This is a genomic window from gamma proteobacterium symbiont of Axiagastus rosmarus (genome assembly GCF_059730925.1).
On sequence record NZ_AP035925.1, the window covers coordinates 2,256,171 to 2,276,580 of the forward strand.

At 59.3% G+C, this 20,410-nt stretch carries 16 protein-coding genes; 6 read left to right on the forward strand and 10 right to left on the reverse strand.

Annotated elements, in window-relative coordinates:
- The first annotated feature begins 10 nt into the window (after positions 1-10).
- A complete protein-coding gene (locus tag AC6I8F_RS10485; RefSeq protein ID WP_058769724.1) occupies positions 11-247 on the forward strand; it encodes a hypothetical protein in 237 nt (78 codons plus the stop codon).
- Between the two features lie 73 nt (positions 248-320).
- Here AC6I8F_RS10485 and AC6I8F_RS10490 read toward each other — a convergent pair whose 3' ends face one another.
- Positions 321-1,646, reverse strand: a complete 1,326-nt coding sequence (locus tag AC6I8F_RS10490; protein WP_498028009.1) for a glycosyltransferase — start codon at positions 1,644-1,646, stop codon at positions 321-323.
- Between the two features lie 276 nt (positions 1,647-1,922).
- Entirely contained in the window at positions 1,923-2,948 is a 1,026-nt protein-coding gene (gene malI, locus AC6I8F_RS10495; RefSeq protein ID WP_498028010.1) for a Mal regulon transcriptional regulator MalI, read from the reverse strand.
- A 177-nt stretch (positions 2,949-3,125) separates the two neighbouring features.
- Here malI and malX point away from each other — a divergent pair, with 177 nt between their 5' ends.
- The 3 genes from malX to add all read left to right on the forward strand — a co-directional run bounded on the left by malX (position 3,126) and on the right by add (position 7,007).
- Entirely contained in the window at positions 3,126-4,712 is a 1,587-nt protein-coding gene (gene malX, locus AC6I8F_RS10500; RefSeq protein WP_031279154.1) for a maltose/glucose-specific PTS transporter subunit IIBC, read from the forward strand.
- A 2-nt stretch (positions 4,713-4,714) separates the two neighbouring features.
- The gene (locus AC6I8F_RS10505; RefSeq protein WP_498028011.1) at positions 4,715-5,890 is read left to right on the forward strand and encodes a MalY/PatB family protein; all 1,176 of its coding nucleotides are present in this window, start codon (positions 4,715-4,717) and stop codon (positions 5,888-5,890) included.
- 118 nt (positions 5,891-6,008) lie between these two features.
- Positions 6,009-7,007, forward strand: a complete 999-nt coding sequence (add, locus tag AC6I8F_RS10510) for an adenosine deaminase (protein ID WP_127834039.1) — start codon at positions 6,009-6,011, stop codon at positions 7,005-7,007.
- A gap of 62 nt (positions 7,008-7,069) precedes the next feature.
- On the opposite strand, the gene AC6I8F_RS10515 is transcribed toward add, so the two are convergent.
- From AC6I8F_RS10515 to AC6I8F_RS10535, 5 genes are all read right to left on the reverse strand, one after another.
- Positions 7,070-8,110, reverse strand: a complete 1,041-nt coding sequence (locus tag AC6I8F_RS10515) for an oxidoreductase (protein WP_498028012.1) — start codon at positions 8,108-8,110, stop codon at positions 7,070-7,072.
- 77 nt (positions 8,111-8,187) lie between these two features.
- Positions 8,188-9,105 (reverse strand): arabinose operon transcriptional regulator AraC, encoded by a 918-nt coding sequence (gene araC / locus AC6I8F_RS10520; RefSeq protein ID WP_498028013.1) that lies wholly within the window; start codon positions 9,103-9,105, stop codon positions 8,188-8,190.
- A 57-nt stretch (positions 9,106-9,162) separates the two neighbouring features.
- Positions 9,163-10,149, reverse strand: coding sequence for an L-arabinose ABC transporter permease AraH (araH, locus tag AC6I8F_RS10525; protein ID WP_021506177.1), 987 nt, complete (start codon positions 10,147-10,149; stop codon positions 9,163-9,165).
- A gap of 17 nt (positions 10,150-10,166) precedes the next feature.
- A complete protein-coding gene (araG, locus tag AC6I8F_RS10530) occupies positions 10,167-11,687 on the reverse strand; it encodes an L-arabinose ABC transporter ATP-binding protein AraG (protein WP_058758463.1) in 1,521 nt (506 codons plus the stop codon).
- Between the two features lie 174 nt (positions 11,688-11,861).
- Positions 11,862-12,845: an arabinose ABC transporter substrate-binding protein gene (locus AC6I8F_RS10535; RefSeq protein WP_021506179.1), complete on the reverse strand. Its 984-nt coding sequence runs from the start codon at positions 12,843-12,845 to the stop codon at positions 11,862-11,864.
- Between the two features lie 366 nt (positions 12,846-13,211).
- Between AC6I8F_RS10535 and AC6I8F_RS10540 the strand changes: the two genes are divergently transcribed.
- On the forward strand, positions 13,212-14,897 hold the full coding sequence (locus AC6I8F_RS10540; RefSeq protein ID WP_498028014.1) for a ribulokinase: 1,686 nt from the start codon (positions 13,212-13,214) through the stop codon (positions 14,895-14,897).
- 11 nt (positions 14,898-14,908) lie between these two features.
- Entirely contained in the window at positions 14,909-16,399 is a 1,491-nt protein-coding gene (gene araA, locus AC6I8F_RS10545) for an L-arabinose isomerase (RefSeq protein WP_021506181.1), read from the forward strand.
- Between the two features lie 470 nt (positions 16,400-16,869).
- Here araA and yjfF read toward each other — a convergent pair whose 3' ends face one another.
- From yjfF to AC6I8F_RS10560, 3 genes are read right to left on the reverse strand one after another with little or no spacing between them, the layout of a single operon-like run.
- Entirely contained in the window at positions 16,870-17,856 is a 987-nt protein-coding gene (yjfF, locus tag AC6I8F_RS10550) for a galactofuranose ABC transporter, permease protein YjfF (protein WP_166710063.1), read from the reverse strand.
- Positions 17,853-18,869 (reverse strand): galactofuranose ABC transporter, ATP-binding protein YtfT, encoded by a 1,017-nt coding sequence (gene ytfT, locus AC6I8F_RS10555; RefSeq protein WP_058758461.1) that lies wholly within the window; start codon positions 18,867-18,869, stop codon positions 17,853-17,855. The genes yjfF and ytfT overlap by 4 nt, the downstream gene beginning before the upstream one ends.
- Entirely contained in the window at positions 18,862-20,382 is a 1,521-nt protein-coding gene (locus AC6I8F_RS10560) for a sugar ABC transporter ATP-binding protein (RefSeq protein ID WP_058774750.1), read from the reverse strand. The genes ytfT and AC6I8F_RS10560 overlap by 8 nt, the downstream gene beginning before the upstream one ends.
- Between the last annotated feature and the right edge of the window lie 28 nt (positions 20,383-20,410).

The window sequence follows — 20,410 nt, forward strand, 5'->3', positions numbered from 1 at the left end:
AGAAAAATTTATGAGTCATCAATTATTGCAGCACCTTGTACCGGTTCAAACCGATGTCCGCGACTTGCGTATTGCCGCAGGCATGACACAACTGCTTGCCGCGGAGCGCTTCGACCTCAGCCTGCGCGTCTGGCAGATGAAGGAGTCCACCGCAAAACCCTCCCCGCTCAGTCAGGGAGAATATGAGTTTTTGCTGCTGCTGGCGGGCAAACATCCCTTTCTTGATCTGACGACGAAAGCACGTTAACTCACCTGGCGCTGGCCGTCAGGCCAGCGCCGCTCTGCCCCCAGGGTTGATGAGAAGCGGCTAAACCGGCCGGTCATATATCCACTCGCTTTGGTGCGTTCACGCCTGAGGCCCGATCGGCCTCGCCAGCTAACTGATAAAAAGCGTCCAGGCTGGCGCGAAAGCGCGCCGGATCGTGCTGGTCTTTAATTCTTTGCAGCGCCCGCGCCGAGCGGGTGCTGATCGCCTCGCGCTGCGCCATTATCTGCGTGATGATCTGTTTGAGCTGCGCAATAATTCTGTCCCTGATCGCCTGTTTCTCCTGCGCTGAACCGATAGCGATTTCAAACATATCATTCAGCGGACAGTCAATAAGCCAGCCGGCCGAAGCCGGGTTTATTTCCGGCAGTGCGCGTACATTGGTGGTAATAACCGGACAGCCGCACGCCTGCATTTCCAGCACTGAAAAGCCGTAGGTATCCTGCCAGGTCGGTAATAATCCCACATCGGTCTGTTCGAGCATTTTCATCAGCCGATCATTTTGCAAAAATGTTTCATGCCTGAAGATTGCCTGCTGATTAATCAGGTCTTCAATCCGCTGATGAAATTGCGCGTCATCCTGCTGCGCGCCGTGCGCGATATTATAGCGATGCTTCAGGTTGCCCGTTAAATTCACCTGCACGCTGTCGGGTTGAATGATGCCTTCTGCCAGCAACTCGCTAAACGCCAGCACCACTTCCGCCCCACCTTTACGATAAAACTCATTGCCGACAAAGCTGAACGTCAGCTTCGCCTGATTCACTGGCCTGACCCGATCACAGATAATTGCCTGCGGCGGATGCAGCGTATGCAGTTTGGGCAAAATGGCTGCAGCCTGCTGCGGAAACGCCTGTAACAGCTTGATTTGAATTTTTTTCGTCGCGTCGGAAATAGCCAGTAGCGCCGTACACTGCGGTGCCGCGATCAGTTTGAGTTGTTTCTGCAATTGTGGATTATGCAGTTTGGCCATGCCCGGCACGGGCAGCACGCGCGGAATTTCGGTTTCAAATGTCGCCATCCAGCGTTTTTTCGTGCAGGCCACTTCATTAAAAAGATGGATGATTTGCGCATCGTCCGGCACCGAGAACGGTAGCGGCGCGAAAATAAACAACTTATTGGCTTTGCGGATTTTCTGTCTGACGGCGTTACGATAAAACCAGATATTTTTATATTTCAGATTGAGATAATGGTGTGAATCGTTGACGATGATATTTCTCTTTTCCGGATAACCTTTCCCGTTTACGATTATTTTCATACGTGCCCCAGCACAGGAAAAATAAGCATAGCTCGCAGTATATTCCTCGCCTGTCACAAATCCAGTGAGCAAGTAAACCCGCGCTAAACAATAAGAAAATACACATTTTGTGACAGGTAATAACATCAGCCAGCCTGAATAAAATACAGGCGCGGCCGGTAAAGAATATTAATCAATACAAAATTCGCGTAATTCAGAAAAATGGCTAACGCGTTGATTTTTATTTAACGCTGACCATATTATGACAATTTCGTGTCAGGATTTGATGCCGAAGTTTAATCTTTATTTTCTGCTGGCCCGCCATGCATAAGCAGAACGATGATCACAGGCCGGCTGAAAATCGGCAAGCAGCGGTAACAGAAACGCGGCGAGTAATGATCTGACGCCGGGCGGGCGACAGGCTTAACGGCCCTGCACCAGCTGCGGCGGCACGATTAACGTCTGCACATCGGCCTGTGGCTGCGCCAGGCGCTGTAATATGCGTTCTGCCGCGCGCCGCCCGACGATGCGCGCTTCACTGCTGACAAACGTCAATGCCGGATCGTTCAGCTCAGGCTGCGGATCGTCGTTGAAGCCGACCAGCGCCAGCTGCTGGGTGTAGTAACTGTCCACGGCATCTTCCCCGAGGGTGCGGCCGCTGCGCAGCGCGCCGAAATAGCAGCCGAGCGTGGTGCTGGCATTGTGGGCCAGAATAGCAGTAATACGCGGATGCTGATGCAGCAGCGCCTGCGTCAGCGCAGAGACACTCTGCTGGCGATCGTCACATTCGATAATCCAGTCCGGGCGAAACGGCAAACCGTACTGGAGCAGCGTGGCGCAATAGCCGCCGATACGTTCGGCGCGCGTCAGTGAGGAACCCAGACCGCCGACCCAGGCAATGCGCTGATGTCCCTGTTTGATTAGATACTCGGTGGCCATCCGCGCCGCCTGGCTGTTATCCGGACGCAGCGAATCGACTTTTTCCAGACTGCTGGCGCGCGCGGCGCAGATCAGCGCAATATTTTGCTCCTGCGCCTGCAGCCGCAGCGATTCCGCCTGCGCCACCGCGCCGCCCAGCACAATGCCATCGGCACCCTGCGCCGCCAGCGAATCAAAACAGCGCTGCAGATGCTGGCCGTGCTGGCCGCTTTGCGTCAGCACCAGCACTTTGCCCTGCTGCTCCAGCACCTCGCTCAGTCCCGCCGTCATTGCCGCATAAAAGGGCTGGCTGAGATCGCGCACGATCAGGCCAATCACCCCGCTCTCACCGCCGCGCAGCATGGAGGCTGAGCGGTTACGCACATAGCCGAGTTGCTCAATCGCCTGATTCACCCGCGCGGCGGTGGCGGGTGAAATACGCCCTTTGCCGGACAGCACCAGCGATACCGTGCTGACCGATACGCCAGCGGCCTGCGCGACCTCATGGATGGTGATTTTTTGCTGGGACATAGTGTGACGCTATTCGTTGCCGGAAAATTCAAAGAGGTAAAACGTTACACTGATTCACATAAAAATAAAGCCTGATGCTCGTCACGCTTTGTGATTATCACCACAAAAAGCCGTGATAAAACGTTTTATCATCCCCCACCACTTTACCCGCTTGTTACTTTTTAGCCAGGAGAGACTATGCCTCACAGCCAACCCAAAATGTCGCTCTGGGAATTTTTCCAGAGCCTGGGGAAAACCTTCATGCTACCCGTGGCGCTGCTGTCGTTTTGCGGCATCATGTTAGGGATCGGCAGTTCACTCAGCAGCCATGATGTACTGACGTTGATCCCGCTGCTCGACCAGCCGTTCCTGCAATACCTGTTTATCTGGATGGCGAAAATCGGCTCCTTTGCCTTTAGCTATTTGCCGGTGATGTTTGCCATCGCCATCCCGCTGGGCATGGCGCGGGAAAACAAAGGCGTGGCGGCATTTGCCGGCTTCGTCGGCTTTGCGGTGCTCAATCTCAGCGTTAACTTCTGGCTGAACATCAACGGGATTCTGCCGACTACCGATGCGGCGGTGCTGAAAGCCAATAACGTGCAGAACATTCTCGGCATTCAGTCCATCGACACCGGTATTCTCGGCGCGGTGATTGTCGGCATTGTGGTGTTCTGGCTGCACGAGCGTTTCCACAATATTCGCCTGCCGGATGCGCTGGCATTCTTCGGCGGCACGCGCTTTGTGCCGATTATCACTACCGTGGTGATGGGCCTGCTGGGGCTGGTGGTACCGCTGATCTGGCCATTCTTTGCGCGCGCGATCACCGGTCTTGGCTGGATGATCAACAGCGCGGGCGAATTCGGCCCAATGATCTTCGGCACCGGTGAACGTCTGCTGCTGCCGTTTGGCCTGCAGCATATTCTGGTGGCGATTATTCGCTTTACCGATGCCGGTGGCACCATGGAGGTATGTGGTCACAGCGTCAGCGGCGCGCTGACCATCTTCCAGGCGCAGCTGGCGTGTCCGGAAACTCACGGCTTCGCGGAAAGCGCTACCCGCTTCCTGTCGCAGGGTAAAATGCCGGCATTCCTTGGCGGCCTGCCGGGGGCAGCGCTGGCGATTTACCACTGCGCACGCCCGGAAAACCGTCACAAAATTAAAGGTCTGCTGATTTCGGGCGTGGTTGCCTGCGTGGTCGGCGGCACCACCGAACCGATCGAATTCCTGTTCCTGTTTGTCGCACCGGTGCTGTATCTGATCCACGCGCTGCTGACCGGTCTCGGTTTCACCGTAATGGCGATGCTTGGCGTGACCATCGGTAATACCGACGGTAACGTGATCGACTTCTTCGTGTTTGGCGTGCTGCACGGCCTTTCTACTAAATGGTACTGGGTGCCGGTGATTGCCGCCGTGTGGTTTGTGGGTTACTACGCCATCTTCCGTTTCGCCATCACCCGCTTCAACATCAAAACACCAGGCCGCGAAGCAGAAACCAGCCGCGTTGAGCAGCAGGTCAGCCGCGCCGGCGTGGGCAAATCCGGCTACAACACGCCAGCGATTCTCGCGGCGCTGGGTGGCGTTGACAACATCACCTCGCTGGATAACTGCCTGACGCGCCTGCGCCTGTCGGTGGCCGACATGAGCAAGGTCGACGATGCCGCGCTGAAAGCCAACGGCGCCATCGGCGTGGTGCACCTCAATCAGACCAATCTGCAGGTAGTCATTGGCCCGCAGGTGCAGTCGGTCAAGGATGAAATGGCCCATCTGATGAGCGCGACGGTGTAAATATGCAGGCGTTTAATTTTGATCGGGTGGTGGATCGCCACGGCAGCTGGTGCACGCAGTGGGACTTTGTCGCCGACCGCTTCGGCGTACCAGATCTGCTGCCTTTCACCATCTCGGACATGGATTTCGCCACCGCTCCCTGCATCATTGACGCGTTGCAGCAGCGGCTGAATCACGGCGTGCTGGGCTACAGCCGCTGGCAGCACGAGGATTTCCTCTCCGCCCTGCAGCACTGGATGCATAGCCGCTTTGCCAGCGAGATCGTGGCAGAGTCGCTGGTGTACGGCCCGTCGGTGATTTATATGGTGGCACAGCTACTGCGCCACTGGACACAGCCGGAGGATGAAGTGCTGATTCACACGCCCGCCTATGATGCGTTTTACCAGACAATCATCGGGAATCAGCGCAGGGTGCTGGAACTGCCGTTGCAGCGCGCTGGCGACACATGGCGCTGTGATATGGCTCAGCTGGAAAGCCTGCTGGCGCGGCCGCGCTGTAAGGTGATGTTACTGTGCAGCCCGCACAATCCCACCGGCAAAGTGTGGCAGCGCGCAGAGCTGCAGCAGATGGCGGCACTGTGCGAACGGCATGGCGTGAGCGTGATCAGCGACGAAATCCATATGGATATGGTGCTGAGCGAGGCGCGCCACACGCCGTGGTGCGAGGTGGCACAAGGCCGCTGGGCACTGTTTACCTCGGCCTCGAAGAGCTTCAATATTCCGGCGCTGACCGGCGCCTGGGGTATTATTCCGGACGCGGACGATCGCCGGGCGTGGTTTCACGCGCTGAAGCAGCAGGATGGGCTGTCGTCACCGGCGGTGATGGCGCTGGCTGCGACTATTGCCGCCTACCGTCACGGCGCACCCTGGCTCGACGCGCTGCGCGATTATCTGCGCGCCAATATGCAGCACATTGCGCAACGGCTCAACACGGCGTTTGCCGGGCTTAACTGGCAACCGCCGCAGGCCACTTATCTGGCATGGATTGACACCGCGCCGCTGGCCATTGATGACGTCGCGCTGCAGCAGCGGCTGATCCAGCAGCATAAGGTGGCGATTATGCCAGGCAGCACTTACGGCAGCGCCAGCCGCAGCTATCTGCGTCTCAACGCCGGCTGTCCGCGCAGCAAGCTGGATGACGGGCTGGACCGGCTGATTGCCGCACTGCAATCGTTCTGAACCACAGCGGATGCTGATTAATTCAGCATCCGCTGCCCGCTTTGCGCAAATCACTGGCGCGGTTGCGCAAGATGTTTTTATAATGGTCTGCACTTTACGTTAATTCAGCGAGTGCGACATGATTGATGCGAAACTTCCCCTCACCGACCTTCACCGCCACCTCGATGGCAATATCCGCGCCCAGACCATCCTCGATTTAGGTCGCCAGTTCAATCTTGCGCTGCCCGCCGATACGCTGGATACGCTGCGTCCGCACGTGCAGGTGACCGCCAACCAGCCGGACCTGGTGAGCTTTCTGCAGAAGCTTGACTGGGGCGTCAAAGTGCTGGGCGATCTCGACGCCTGCCGCCGCATAGCGCTGGAAAACGTCGCTGACGCCGCGCAGGCCGGTATCCATTACGCTGAGCTGCGCTTCTCCCCGGGCTACATGGCGATGAACCATCAGCTGCCGATTGCTGGCGTGGTGGAAGCGGTGATTGATGGCGTGCGCGCGGGCGTGCAGCAGTACGGCGTTGATGTGAAGCTGATTGGCATCATGAGCCGCACCTTCGGCGAAGAAGCCTGCCTGCGCGAGCTGGAAGGTCTGCTGGCGCACCGCGACGGCATCACTGCCGTCGATCTGGCCGGTGACGAACTGGGCTTCCCGGGCAGCGAGTTTCTCAGCCACTTTAACCGCGCCCGCGACGCCGGATTCCGCATTACCGTGCATGCCGGTGAAGCCGCCGGACCGGAGAGCATCTGGCAGGCGATCCGCGAACTGGGCGCTGAGCGCATCGGTCACGGTGTCAAAGCGATTGAAGACCGCGCGCTGATGGATTTCCTCGCCGAACAGCGCATTGGCATTGAATCCTGCCTGACGTCGAACATTCAGACCAGCACCGTGGCCTCGCTGGCCAGCCATCCGCTGAAGGCGTTCCTGCAGCACGGCATTCTGGCAACCATCAACACTGACGATCCGGCAGTACAGGGCATTGAGCTGGCGCATGAATATGAGGTCGCTGCGCCACAGGCGGGCCTGAGCGCCGCCGAGATTCGCCAGGCACAAGAGAACGGCATCGCTATCGCCTTTTTAACCGAGGCGGAGAAAGCCGCGCTGCGCCAGCGCGTTGCAGCCTGAGCCATAAAAAAGGAGCGCAGATTGCGCTCCTTGTTGATCGGCTGGCGATAACGCCGTCCGGTTTACTTCAGGGACAGTGTCTGGCGTTTCTCCGCCGACTGCAGGCCAAGCTCAATCAGCTCCATCACCTGAATCGCCTCTTCCGCCGTAACCGGGTTGGCACCGTTACCGGCAATGGCGTCGCGGATCGCCGCATAATAGGCCGGATAGTTGCCCGGCAGCGTCAGCAGCTCTTTTTCCACCATCACGTCGCCCTCGGCCAGCGTCAGCGTGCCGTTGCGCATATCGTAGCCCCACTCTTCACGCGGCGGACGTTCACCGGCTTTCAGACGGTCCTCCTGCGGATCGAGCCCATACTTAACGTAGCTGCCGCGCGTGCCGTGCACCACAAAACGCGCCGATTCCGCCGCTACCAGCATGCTGGCGTGCAGCACCACGCGCCGGGTGGGATAAGTCAGCACCGCGTGGAAGTAATCGGTGGTTTGCGCGCCCGGACGCAGTTCAGCCATGTCGACGTTGATCGCCACCGGTGGTCCAAACAGCTGCAACGCCTGGTCCAGCACGTGCGGTCCAAGATCGAACCAGATCCCGCTGCCCGGGCCTTTCATTTCGCGCCAGCGCTGACGCACTTCCGGACGGAAACGGTCAAAGTGCGACTCCAGATAGCGCACCTCGCCCAGCGTGCCGTCGTTCAGCAGCGTTCTCAGCGTCAGGAAATCGCTGTCCCAGCGGCGGTTGTGGAACACCGACAGCAGCAGCCCTTTGGCTTTGGCCAGCTGGTCGAGCTCGCGTGCCTGTGACAGTGTCACGGTAAACGGTTTATCGACCACCACATGCTTGCCAGCATTGAGTGCCGCTTTGGCGAGCGGGAAATGGGTGTCGTTCGGGGTAGGAATTACAATCAGGTGCAGCGTCGGATCATCCAGCAGTGCCTGAGGATCGGCCACCACCCGCACCGACGGCCAGTCAGCGTGCACTTTACTGGCATCGCTGCTGGAGATCGCCGCCAGCTCAACGTCTGGCGTACCGGCGATCAGCGGCGCATGGAAGGTTTTGCTGGCAAATCCGTAGCCGATCAGGCCGACACGTAGTTTATCGCTCATTCTCATTCCTCTTGTTCGTGACCTGACTGATTTAAGACGAATCAGTCAGTAAGAACAAGGCGGAATCACCTGAAAGCTCAGGAGATCGCACTCCGTGCCGGTTGCCAGCTCTCCTGGGCCACCAGTGCGTCGTGCGCATCCTGACTGCGGCGGCGGAAATCGCTCGGACTGACGCCCACCCGCTTGCGGAACACGCGCGAGAAGTAGAGCTGGTCGTCGTAGCCGACCTCGCGCCCCACCGAGGCGATCGGTTCCTGAGTGGTTTGTAGCAGCAGCTTGGCGCGGATCACCCGCTGGTCTTCACGCCAGCGCAGCAAATTAATGCCCATCTGTTCGCGAAACAGGTGGGCCAGACGCGACGGCGACAGACAGACGTGGCGCGCCACTTCCTCGATTTTCACCTCGCTGGCCAGATGATTGGTGACGTACTGGCAGGCTTCAATCACGCGCGGATCGCGAATTTGCTGATGGCTGCGCGGATCCTCTTCCACCGCACGCAGCAGCAGGCGCTCCAGCAGATTCATCGCCAGCTCTTCGGCAAAGCGACGTCCTGAGTTGTGCGTCTGTTCGATGCTGGCAAACAGGCGGTCAAATTCGGCGCGCAGCGCATCCGGCAGCCGCAGCCGGCCAACGCCCTGGTTCTGATCCTGCCACTGCAGCCAGTCGCTCCAGTAGGCGCGCGGACGGAAATAGACCCAGCGATGGTGCCAGCACGGACTGTCCGGCGCACGGCCATAGTAGTGCGGCGTTTTCGGCTGAAACAGCAGCAGGTCGCCCGGCTCGCAGTCAAACGCTGACGCCCCGTCAAACACCCGTCCCTGACCTTTGATGGTCAGATTGAGGATATAACCTTTCATGCCGTGCGGGCGATCGATAAAAAAATCGAGCTGATCGCCGGCGTTGATCGGCGTCAGTCCGGCCACCAGCCAGGCGTTAAACGGATAGCCCGGCAGTAACGGATTTTGCTGTTCACTCGGCGCTTCGCGGTGGTACATAAGGATCTCCCGGTTCGCGTGACGTTGGGGCGCAGCGTTGCGGCTGCGCCCGCGGGATCAGGCGGTTCTGCTTTTCTGTTTGTAGCGGTCAAAGATCACCGCCGCTAACAGTATCAAACCGCGCACCACATACTGTGAGAATGGCGAGATATTCAATAAATTCATCGCATTCTCGACGGTACCCAGAATCAGTACCCCGGCGACCACGTAGGAGATCTTGCCAATACCGCCCTTCAGCGACACGCCGCCCAGCACGCAGGCGGAGATAACGATCAGCTCATAACCGAGCGAGGTCATCGGCTGACCGCTGGTCATGCGTGAAGCCAGGATAATGCCGGCCGCCGCTGATACCAGCCCGGAGAGGATAAAGATGATGATGCGCGTGCGCACCACCGGCACCCCGGCCAGCCGCGCCGCTTCCTCATTGCCACCAATCGCCAGCGTGTTGCGGCCAAAGGTGGTTTTGTTCAGCAGGAAACCGAACACGATCATGGTGGCGATGGTCAGCCAGATCGGTGCCGGCACGCCCAGCCAGTTGGCGTAGCCGAGGGTGAAAAAGCGCTCATCCTCAATCCCCACCGCTTTACCGTCGGAGAAGATATAGGCCAGGCCGCGCACAATCTGCATGGTCGCCAGCGTGGTGATCAGCGCGTTAATCTTCAGACGCGCAATCACGAAGCCGTTAACGAAGCCGGTGGCCATACCGAGCAGCAGGCCGGCGGCGACGCCGATCCACAGGCTTTCGGTCATGTTGATCACCACGGCGGTGACGACGCCAGCGCAGGCAATCACCGACGCCACCGACAGGTCGAAATCGCCGGAGGCGAGGCAGAACAGCATGCCGCACGCCACCATGCCGGACATCGACATCGCCAGGCCCAGCCCTTTCATGTTGATAAAGGTGCCAAAATTAGGCACGAAGATGGCGCAGACGATAAACAGCAGCGCAAACACCACCAGCATGCCGAAGTTGTCCCAGATGCGCCCGAGCTGCAGGCCACTGCGCTGCACCGGTGGCGTATTGGACGTGGTAGATGAAGCCATTTTTACTCTCCTTTACCTCAGGCCACGGCGGCCGCTTGAGTGGTTTTCGGCATGGCCAGGCTCAGCGTCAGCTGCTCCGTGGCGGCGTCGTGGGGCAGTTCACCGGCAATCTCACCTTCGCGCATCACCACGATGCGGTCGGCCAGTCCCATCACTTCGGGCAGATCGCTGGAGGCAAACAGCACCGCGATCCCTTTGTTCGCCAGCTGATAAATCAGGTTATAGATTTCATGTTTGGCGCCGACATCAATGCCGCGCGTCGGTTCGTCGAGCAGGATCACGTTCATCTCCTCCGACAGCCAGCGGCCCAGAATTGCCTTCTGCTGGTTGCCACCGGACAGATTCATGATCAGCTGATGCGCACCCGGCGTTTTGATGTTCAGCGAGCGAATGTGGTGGTCCGCGTTTTTCGCTTCCCAGCCCGGCTTGATCAGACAGCCGGCACTCAGGTTGTGGCGGCGCGCGCTGATATTGATGTTCTCGCGCACCGAGTGCACCGGGATGATGCCTTCGGCTTTGCGATCTTCCGGGCACAGCATGATACCGGCGCGGATGGCATCAATCGGTTCGCGGATGTTGAGCTGCTTACCGTCCAGCGTGACCGTGCCTGCGCGCAGCCGGGTGGCACCAAACAGCCCTTTCATCAGTTCGCTGCGGCCGGCACCGACCAGTCCAAACAGACCGACAATTTCTCCGGCGCGCACCGTCAGCGATATCGGCATCCGCACGCCTTTCGCTTCCACCTTGTCCAGCTGCAGACGCACGGGGCCCAGCTCACGTGGCGCGTAGCCATAGATATCTCCGAGGTTGCGTCCGACCATCGCCTCCACCAGATCGTCATGGTGGGTATTGGCCATATCCGTGAAGGTGCGCACGTAGCGCCCATCCTTAAACACGGTGATGGCATCGCTCAGCGCGAAAATTTCTTCCATGCGATGCGACACGTACAGCACCACCCGGCCCTGTTCGCGCAGCTGGCGAATCACGCGGAACAGATGCTCAATTTCGCGCGCCGACAGCGAACTGGTCGGCTCATCAAAGGCGATGATGCGCGCGTTGCGCGCCAGCGCTTTGGCGATTTCGACCATCTGCCACTGGCCGAGCGACAGGTATTTCAGCGGCATGTCGGGATCGATATCCATGCCAAGATTTTTCAGCTGCAGACCGGCTTCGTAGCGCAGCAGCTTACGGTTAACCAGCCCGCGCTTGTGCGGCAGCTGGCCTAGATAGATGTTCTCCGCCACGCTCATTTCCGGTACCAGATGCAGCTCCTGGTAAATGATCGCTACACCGGCATCCAGCGCATCAACGGTATTGCTGAAGCTTTTCGCTGTGCCTTTGATGCGGATTTCGCCGCCGCTGGGCTGATAGCTGCCGCTGAGGATTTTCAGCAGCGTGGATTTGCCCGCGCCGTTTTCTCCCATCAGCGCGTGCACTTCACCGGCGCGGCACTGAAAAGAGATATCCTGCAGCGCTTTCACGCCAGGGAAGGTTTTGCTGATGCCATGAAATGACAGAAATGCTGGATCCGTGTTCATGGGAACTCCTGAGCCTCCATGTTTCACACCGTAGCGGCGTTGGCTGCACACATTTACCCCGGTCACTGACTTCAGTAAGCTCCCGGGGATAAACGTGCCTGCCGCCTTGCTAAAGCACGAACTATGCCGGCTGCCTGTTAATTAACATCACATTGAGGACGGCTTAAAACCGACTTACATCAGCCCTTTCTTCGCCAGCTCGGTTTTGAAGTTGTCGCGGGTGATCAGCACCACGTCGGTCACTTCGGTGAATTTCGCTGGCTCCTGGCCTTTGGTCACCCAGTTGTAGAGCATTTCGCTGCTCTTATAGCCGTGCACGTCCGGGCTCGGCAGCAGGGAACCGTAGAAGCCGGTTGGCGCGCCCTTCGACAGCTCGCTTACCGCGTCCACGCCGTTGATACCGATGCCGATCACGTCCGGCGCCTTGAAGCCCTGGCCTTCGGTGGCGCGCACGCCGCCCAGCACGGTGTTATCGTTCATGCCGACAATCAGCCAGTGCTTCACTTCCGGATGCTGCACCAGCAGCGAGTTACCGGCGTCAAACGCGCCCGGGATATCGTTGGATTTGGTCGGCACCTGATAAATCTGTTTCTCCGGGAAGCCGGCCGCTTTCAGCGCGGCCATTGAGCCACCGGTGCGGCGGCGCGCGGTGTCCAGTTCGTTCGCGGTAATCGCCATCACGGCGGTTTGCTTCACATCCCAGCCGCGCTTCTGCATCTCTTTGTACAGCTCCTGGCCCTGACGCTCGCCGATTTTGGTCGCCGCCATCATCACCAGCGGTACGGTATCCATTGGCTTGCCTTTGGCGGTGACAAACTGGTCGTCCACGGCAATCACTTTCAGGTCATAGCTGCGTGCTTTGGCGACGATGGCCGAGCCCAGCTTGGGATCCGGGGTACAGATGACAAAGCCTTTGGCGCCGCTCGCCGCCAGGCTATCGATAGCGTTCAGGGTTTTTTCACCGTCCGGCACGGCAATTTTGATCACTTCAAAGCCGAGATCTTTGCCGGCCTTATCGGCGAATTTCCACTCGGTCTGGAACCAGGGTTCCTCCGGCTGTTTGACGAGAAAACCGAGCTTCATGGTCTCGGCGATAGCGGATTGTGACATAAGCGCGGCGAGGCCTGCGGCCGCCAGTGCTTTAGTGAATTTATGCATGATGCTCTCCGGCACAATGGTGTTTTATCGCTGTTATCAACGAATCGGTGTAAACGCTACCAATCAGATTTCACGTTCGGGTACAGCGCAAAATCAGCGCGTTAGCTCAAAGGTTGTACAAAGGCTGTGCAAACGCTGGGCTAGTTGTAGCGGGAAAAGCGCGGAAAAATGTAGAGCGGTATCACATCCCAAAACGATGACTAAATTCTCCATATATTCAGCAAAATTAACCGGACATTAACTTTTGCTGTCGATCACACAACCCCGCCGATGACAGAAAAGTGCATATTCTCAGCCGCTGGTGACTAACCGCCGCCCGCGCCCCATTCCAGGATAGAGCGAGACAACTCACACAGGAGAATCCCGATGAGCGCGGGTGCCATAACAATTGGGCTGGATTTCGGCAGTGACTCGGTACGGGCGCTGGCCGTGGAGTGCCACAGCGGTAAAGAGCTGGAAAAGGCGGTGGTCAACTATCCGCGCTGGGCAAAGGGTGAATTCTGCGATGCACACGCAAACCGCTTTCGTCATCATCCTCAGGATTATATTGATGCGCTGGAGCAGGCGATCGTCAGCGTGGTGCAGGCGTTAACCCCGGCGCAGCGCGCCGCGGTGGTGGGTATTGGCGTCGATTCTACCGGCTCGACGCCGGCCCCCATCGATCGCGACGGCAACGTCCTCGCGCTGCGTCCGGAATTCGCCAGCAATCCCAACGCCATGTTTGTGCTGTGGAAAGATCACACCGCCATAGAAGAAGCCGAAGAGATCAACCGCCTGTGCCGCAGCGGCCAGTTCACCGACTATACCCGCTACATCGGCGGCGTTTACTCCTCCGAATGGTTCTGGGCCAAAATTTTGCACGTGTCGCGTGCCGATGCCGCGGTGCGAGAGGCGGCGGTGTCGTGGGTAGAGCTGTGCGACTGGGTGCCCGCGCTGCTGAGCGGCACCACCGCACCGGCCGAACTGCGGCGCGGACGCTGCGCCGCCGGGCACAAATCATTGTGGCATCCGGAGTGGCAGGGTTTACCGCCGGCGGCGTTCTTTCGCGCGCTCGACCCCATGCTGGTGGAACAGCTCGATTCGCCGCTGTTCAGCGATACTTTTACCGCCGATGTGCCGGTCGGCACGCTGTCGGGCGAATGGGCGCAGCGTCTTGGCCTGTCAGAACAGGTGGTGCTGTCCGGTGGCGCCTTTGACTGCCACATGGGCGCGGTTGGCGCGGGCGCACAGCCATACACGCTGGTGAAAGTGATCGGCACCTCGACCTGCGACATCCTGATCGCCGACAGCGAACAGGTTGGCGATCGCGCGATCAAAGGCATCTGCGGTCAGGTCGACGGCAGCGTGATGCCGGGCGCCATCGGCTGTGAAGCCGGACAATCGGCGTTCGGCGACATCTATGCCTGGTTCAGTCGCCTGCTCGGCTGGCCACTACAGCAGGCGGCGCAGCGCCATCCTGAATTACAGCCGCAGCTGGCCGCGCTGCAGCAGGATCTGATCCGCCAGCTGACCGACGCCTGGGCGGCAAATCCGCAACTCGATCACCTGCCGGTGGTGCTGGATTGGTTTAACGGTCGCCGCACGCCGGACGCCAACCAGCGCCTGAAAGGCGTGATTACCGACCTCAACCTCGGCACCGATGCGCCGGCGCTGTTCGGCGGCCTGATTGCCGCCACCGCCTTTGGCGCGCGCGCCATCATGGAGTGCTTCGAGCAGCAGCAGATTCCGGTGCAGAACATCCTGACGCTCGGCGGCATTGCGCGCAAATCCCCTGCCATCATGCAGGCCTGCTGCGATGTGATGAACCGGCCGCTGGACATTGTCGCTTCCGATGAGTGCTGCGCGCTGGGCGCGGCGATTTTTGCCGCCGTTGCCGCCGGCGTTTACCCCGATGTGCCGGCGGCGCAGCAGGTGATGGCCAGTCCGATTGCCGTCACCCTGCAGCCGGACAGCGCGCGCGTGGCGACTTATCAGCAGCTTTATCAACGTTATCAACACTGGTGCCAGGCGGCTGAACCGCAGTACGCCGCGCGCGCCGCATCCGCTAAGTAAAGGAGCGATGAATGGAACAGAAAGTCTGGTTTGTGATTGGTACACAGCATCTCTACGGAGCGGAAACCCTGCGCCAGGTTGAGCAGCATGCGCGCCAGGTGATGGACGGCCTGAACCAGGCCGGTACGCTGCCGGTGCCGCTTGAGCTGAAGCCGCTGGTAAAATCACCGGATGAAGCGCTGGCGCTGTGCCGCGAGGCCAATCACGACAGCCAGTGCGTCGGTATCATTACCTGGCTGCATACCTTTTCGCCGGCAAAAATGTGGATTGGCGGACTGAGCATTTTGCATAAGCCGCTGCTGCAGTTTCACACCCAGTTCAATGCGGAAATTCCGTGGGACAGCATGGATATGGACTTTATGAACCTGAACCAGACCGCGCACGGCGGCCGTGAGTTCGGCTTCATTGGCGCGCGCATGGGTCTGCAGCACAGCGTAGTGACCGGTCACTGGCAGGATAAAACCAGCCAGCAGCGTATTGCGCGCTGGATCAATGCCGCGCTGGCGAAGCAGGCCAGCCAGCAGCTGAAAGTGGCGCGCTTCGGTGACAATATGCGCGAAGTGGCGGTCACCGAAGGCGATAAAGTGGCAGCGCAGATTCAGTTTGGCTATGCGGTTAACGGCTGGGGCGTCGGCGATCTGGTTGAGGTGGTGAACAGCGTCAGCGACGGTGATGTCAACGCGCTGGTCGACGAATACGAGAGCCAGTATCTGTTCAGCGCAGCGGCGTCTGTAAACGGCGACAAGCGGCAGAATGTGCTGGATGCCGCACGCATCGAACTGGGCCTGAAGCGCTTCCTCGATAGCGAAGGCTGTAAAGCCTTTACCACCAATTTCCAGACGCTGCACGGTATGACCCAGCTGCCCGGTCTGGCGGTACAGCGCCTGATGGCTCAGGGCTACGGTTTCGCTGGTGAAGGCGACTGGAAAACCGCCGCTCTGCTGCACATCCTGAAAGTGCAAGCCGGCACGCGCGCCGGCGGCACCTCGTTTATGGAGGATTACACCTACCACTTCGCGCCGGGCAACGAGCTGGTACTGGGCTCGCACATGCTGGAAGTGTGCCCGTCGATCGCCAAAGAGGAGAAGCCGCTGATTGATGTGCAGTTCCTCGGCATTGGCGGTAAAGCCGATCCGGCACGTCTGATTTTCTCGACGCCGGCGGGTCGCGCGGTGAACGCCAGCGTCATCGACATGGGCGACCGCTTCCGTCTGCTGGTCAACGTGGTCGATACCATTGAACAGCCGCAGGCGCTGCCGAAGTTGCCGGTGGCACGTGCGCTGTGGCGCGCACAGCCGTCGCTGGCGACCGCTTCTGAAGCGTGGATCCTGGCGGGCGGCGCGCACCATACGGTGTTCAGCCAGGCGCTGGACGTTGAGGATATGTACCTGTACGGTGAACTGCACGGCATTGAAGTGCTGGTGATTGATGACGAGACGCGCCTGCCGGCCTTCAAAGATGCGCTGCGCTGGAACGATGCGTACTACCGCCTGAAACGTTAATAGCCTGAAATGTTGAAGCAAGCCGCGAGGGTATCGCGGCTTTTTTTATGGCGAAACTGCGGTCCAGTCAACAACGGCAGGCGTTACGTAAAGCCAGCGTGAATACCTCCCTGTCGCCCCGGCCGCCTTGATCTCCTTAATGCTGGTTGGTTGCGCTTTTACCGGAGCCGAATTTACATCAGCCATTAAGCGTCGTACTGACTACAGCAATGACAGTCCCACTTGCCCCATCAAGACCAGCCCGAATAGCAAAGCGTCCGCGCCAGGGATGGCGCGGCCGATCGGCATGGATGCGGGGTTTCTTTGCGATCGGGCTGGCCTTTGTGGGGCCGGGCACCCGATTAACAGCAACCCCACCAAGCATCCACGACTCTGAGCGCTAAAACAGCAACCCCACCCAACATCCACGAATCAGGGCATAAAAAAAGGTGCGCCAGTTTGCGCACCTCTTAACACACATGCGATCACGACTAAGAGGTTAAACGCTTAACCGGCGCGTTCTGCTGGCGGTCCCACATCACCGTCAGCAGACGCTGCAGCGCAATAAAGGCAAACAGCAGAATACCGATGGCGATTTTGGTCCACCACGAACTCAGCGTGCCGTCGAAGTTAATCCATGTCTGAATCAACCCCTGAATCAGCACCCCGAACAGCGTGCCCAGCACCGTACCGACGCCACCCGACAGCAGCGTGCCGCCAATCACCACCGAAGCGATGGCATCCAGCTCGACGCCCAGCCCGGCCAGCGCGTAGCCGGCCGAGGTGTAAATGGAAAATACGATGCCTGCCAGCGTCGCCAGCGTGGTCGACAGCATATAAATCCTGATCGTGGTGGCGCGCGTCGACACGCCCATCAGCTGAGCCGACGTCAGATTGCCGCCAATGGCGTACACCTGATTACCGAAGCGCGTACGGTGCGCCAGTAGAATGCCCCCCGCCACCACCACCAGCATAATCACCGCCAGCAGGCTGAGACGTCCGCCGCCGGGAATTTTCCACGCCAGGCTCGACAACGTGGTATACAGCGGATGATCGATAGGAATCGAGTTCTCCGATACCAGATAGCTGCAGCCGCGCAGGAAAAACATCCCGGCGAGCGTGATGATAAAGGCCGGGATTTTTAACGCATCAATCAGCCAGCCCATCATGGCACCAAACAGTGCGCCTGCCGCCAGAATCAGCGCAAAGGCCAGCAGCGGATCAACATGGTAGTCGCCGATGATGCGCGCCAGGAACACGCCGGTGAAGGCGATCACCGCGCCAACGGACAGATCGATGCCGCCGGACAAAATCACAAACGTCATGCCGACGGCGATGATGCCGAGAAACGCATTATCAGTGAGGATGTTGCAAATCACCCGCGTTGAGGCAAAGCCGGGAAACTGGCTGAGGCAGAACAGGTAACCCGCGACAAACACCAGCAGGGTAATCATTAACGGTAAATGACGCTTGATCATGGTTTACGTCTCCCCTTCAGCATGGCGATAAAGCGCGGCGACTGCAGCAGCAGTACGCACATCACCACCACCGCTTTCACCACCTGGTTCAGCTCCGGCGGAAAACCTGACAGCAGTATTCCGGTATTCATTGACTGGATAATCAGCGCGCCAACCAGCGACAGCACCAGGTTAAAACGCCCGCCCATCAGCGAGGCGCCACCAATCACCACCGCCAGAATGGCGTCCAGCTCCAGCCACAACCCGGCATTATTGGCATCGGCACCGCGAATATCGGCGGCGACAATCAGCCCGGCTACCGCCGCGCACACGCCGCTGATGGCATAGGTGGACATCACCACCAGCCAGCCGGTCACCCCGGCATTGCGCGCCGCGCGCAGGTTGATACCTACCGCTTCGATGAACAGGCCAAGCGCGGTTTTGCGCGTCAGCAGCCACACCGCCACGGCCACCAGCAGGGTAATCCACACCGGTACCGGCAGCAGCCACAGCGAACCGCTGCCAAACCACGCGAGGCTATCACTGTTAAAGGTGACGATCTGTCCCTGGGTAATCAGCTGCGCGATGCCGCGCCCGGCTACCATCAGAATCAGCGTGGCGACAAACGGCTGAATCTTCAGCAGCGCTACCAGCACGCCGTTCCACAGGCCGCACAGCAGCCCGGTCCCGAGCGTAGCCAGAATAATAAAACTCAGGCTGTGGCCCGCCACCGTCAGCGTCGCCGCCGTCGCGCCGGCAATCGCCATTACCGCCCCCACCGACAGATCGATCCCGCCGGTGGCGATCACCAGCGTCATACCAATCGCCAGCAGCGCCACCGGTGCGGCGCGGTTGAGAATGTCAATCGGGCTGCCGAATAACCGCCCGTCCTGAATGTGAATAGCAAAAAAGTTATTCGCCACCAGGCTGTCGATCAGCAGCACCAGAATCAGCGCGACGATCTGCGGCATGCCCGGCGGCAGCTTCGGCTTCCGCCGTTCCGGTTTTTCGTGTGTCATAGGCGATTCAAGCATGTTGTGCTCCTCCGTCCGCGATGGCGTTGACGATCGACGCCACCGACAGCTGCTCCAGCGGAATTTCGGCGACCTGCTTCAGATCGCGCATGATCAGCACGCGATCGGCATAGCCCACCAGCTCTTCCAGTTCAGAGGAGATGACCAGCAGCGCCAGTCCGTCGGCGCACAGGGATTCTATCAGCCGAATGATCTCGGCGTGGGCGCCTACGTCGATACCGCGCGTCGGCTCATCCAGAATCAGAAACTGTGGTTTAGTCACCAGCCAGCGTGACAGCAGCACCTTCTGCTGGTTGCCACCCGACAGCAGCTCCACCGGCTGGTCGGCGTGCGGCGTGCGAATCCCCAAACTCTTGATAAAACGCTCGGCTATCGCCTGCTGCTCACGACGTTTGATCGGCCGCAGCCAGCCACGCTGCGCCTGCAGCGCCAGAATGATGTTTTCCCGCACCGAGGCCGCGCCGATGATGCCGTCAGTTTTACGATCTTCCGGGCAGAAGCCCATGCCGAGACGCGAGGCTTTGGCCGGCGTGCGGATGTGCTGCACTTTGCCTTTGATGGTGGCGGTACCGCGATCGGCGCGGCGGATGCCAAACAGCACCTCGGCGGTCTCGGTGCGCCCGGAGCCGAGCAGCCCGGCCAGCCCTACCACTTCACCCGGCCGTACCTGCAGGCTAAACGGTTCAATGGTGCCTTTCTTACCGTAATCCTCAAACGACACCACCGGCTGATTGCTGCGTAACGTGCTGCCCTGGCGCTGCAGTGCGGTTTCCAGCAGCTCTCGCCCCAGCATCAGCTTGATCAGCTCAATCTGCGGCAGCGTAGCGGTGTCCCGCGTGGCGATAAACTGGCCGTTGCGCAGTACGGTAATCCGGTCGGTAATGCGGTACACCTGGTCGAGAAAGTGGGTGACGAAAATCAGGCTCATGCCTTTGGCTTTCAGCTGCGCCATCAGGGTAAACAGCATCTCCACTTCGCTGGCATCGAGGCTGGCAGTTGGTTCATCCAGAATCAGTACCTGCGCGGAGAGATCGACTGCGCGGCAGATCGCAATGATCTGCTGCATCGCCACCGAGTAGTGACCGAGCGGACGCGTCACATCCAGCGCGAAGCCGTAGTTGCGCATCAGCGCATCGGCGTCGCGCACCATGCGCTTGCGATCGATCATGCCGAAGCGGCGCGGCTCGCGGCCAATGTAGAGGTTATCCGCCACTGACATATTCGGCAGCAGATTCACTTCCTGATAAACGGTGCCAATGCCCATCTGCTGCGCATCGGCGGTGCTGTGCGGGGCAATCACCGCGCCGTTGAGGGTGATAGTGCCGGCATCCCGCGTGTAGACGCCGGTCAGCACTTTAATCAGGGTCGATTTCCCCGCGCCGTTCTCACCCAGCAGCGCCATAATTTCGCCCTTGCGGATGCTGAACGACACGTTATCCAGCGCTTTGACGCCGGGAAAGCCTTTGCTGATGCCGTTGAGGCTCAGCAGGGGTGTTTCATCGTAGCTGCTCATCAGATTCTGCCTCGCTTACGTCATAAAA

Bases quoted from the DNA above. Each gene is read 5' to 3' on its own strand.
- AC6I8F_RS10535 (WP_021506179.1), bottom strand. From the start codon at position 12,845: ATGCATAAATTCACTAAAGCACTGGCGGCCGCAGGCCTCGCCGCGCTT.
- AC6I8F_RS10540 (WP_498028014.1), top strand. From the start codon at position 13,212: ATGAGCGCGGGTGCCATAACAATTGGGCTGGATTTCGGCAGTGACTCG.
- AC6I8F_RS10515 (WP_498028012.1), bottom strand. From the start codon at position 8,110: ATGAGCGATAAACTACGTGTCGGCCTGATCGGCTACGGATTTGCCAGC.
- AC6I8F_RS10505 (WP_498028011.1), top strand. From the start codon at position 4,715: ATGCAGGCGTTTAATTTTGATCGGGTGGTGGATCGCCACGGCAGCTGG.
- AC6I8F_RS10560 (WP_058774750.1), bottom strand. From the start codon at position 20,382: ATGAGCAGCTACGATGAAACACCCCTGCTGAGCCTCAACGGCATCAGC.
- yjfF (WP_166710063.1), bottom strand. From the start codon at position 17,856: ATGATCAAGCGTCATTTACCGTTAATGATTACCCTGCTGGTGTTTGTC.
- malX (WP_031279154.1), top strand. From the start codon at position 3,126: ATGCCTCACAGCCAACCCAAAATGTCGCTCTGGGAATTTTTCCAGAGC.
- ytfT (WP_058758461.1), bottom strand. From the start codon at position 18,869: ATGCTTGAATCGCCTATGACACACGAAAAACCGGAACGGCGGAAGCCG.
- malI (WP_498028010.1), bottom strand. From the start codon at position 2,948: ATGTCCCAGCAAAAAATCACCATCCATGAGGTCGCGCAGGCCGCTGGC.
- AC6I8F_RS10485 (WP_058769724.1), top strand. From the start codon at position 11: ATGAGTCATCAATTATTGCAGCACCTTGTACCGGTTCAAACCGATGTC.
- AC6I8F_RS10490 (WP_498028009.1), bottom strand. From the start codon at position 1,646: ATGTTATTACCTGTCACAAAATGTGTATTTTCTTATTGTTTAGCGCGG.
- araG (WP_058758463.1), bottom strand. From the start codon at position 11,687: ATGAACACGGATCCAGCATTTCTGTCATTTCATGGCATCAGCAAAACC.
- araH (WP_021506177.1), bottom strand. From the start codon at position 10,149: ATGGCTTCATCTACCACGTCCAATACGCCACCGGTGCAGCGCAGTGGC.
- add (WP_127834039.1), top strand. From the start codon at position 6,009: ATGATTGATGCGAAACTTCCCCTCACCGACCTTCACCGCCACCTCGAT.
- araC (WP_498028013.1), bottom strand. From the start codon at position 9,105: ATGTACCACCGCGAAGCGCCGAGTGAACAGCAAAATCCGTTACTGCCG.
- araA (WP_021506181.1), top strand. From the start codon at position 14,909: ATGGAACAGAAAGTCTGGTTTGTGATTGGTACACAGCATCTCTACGGA.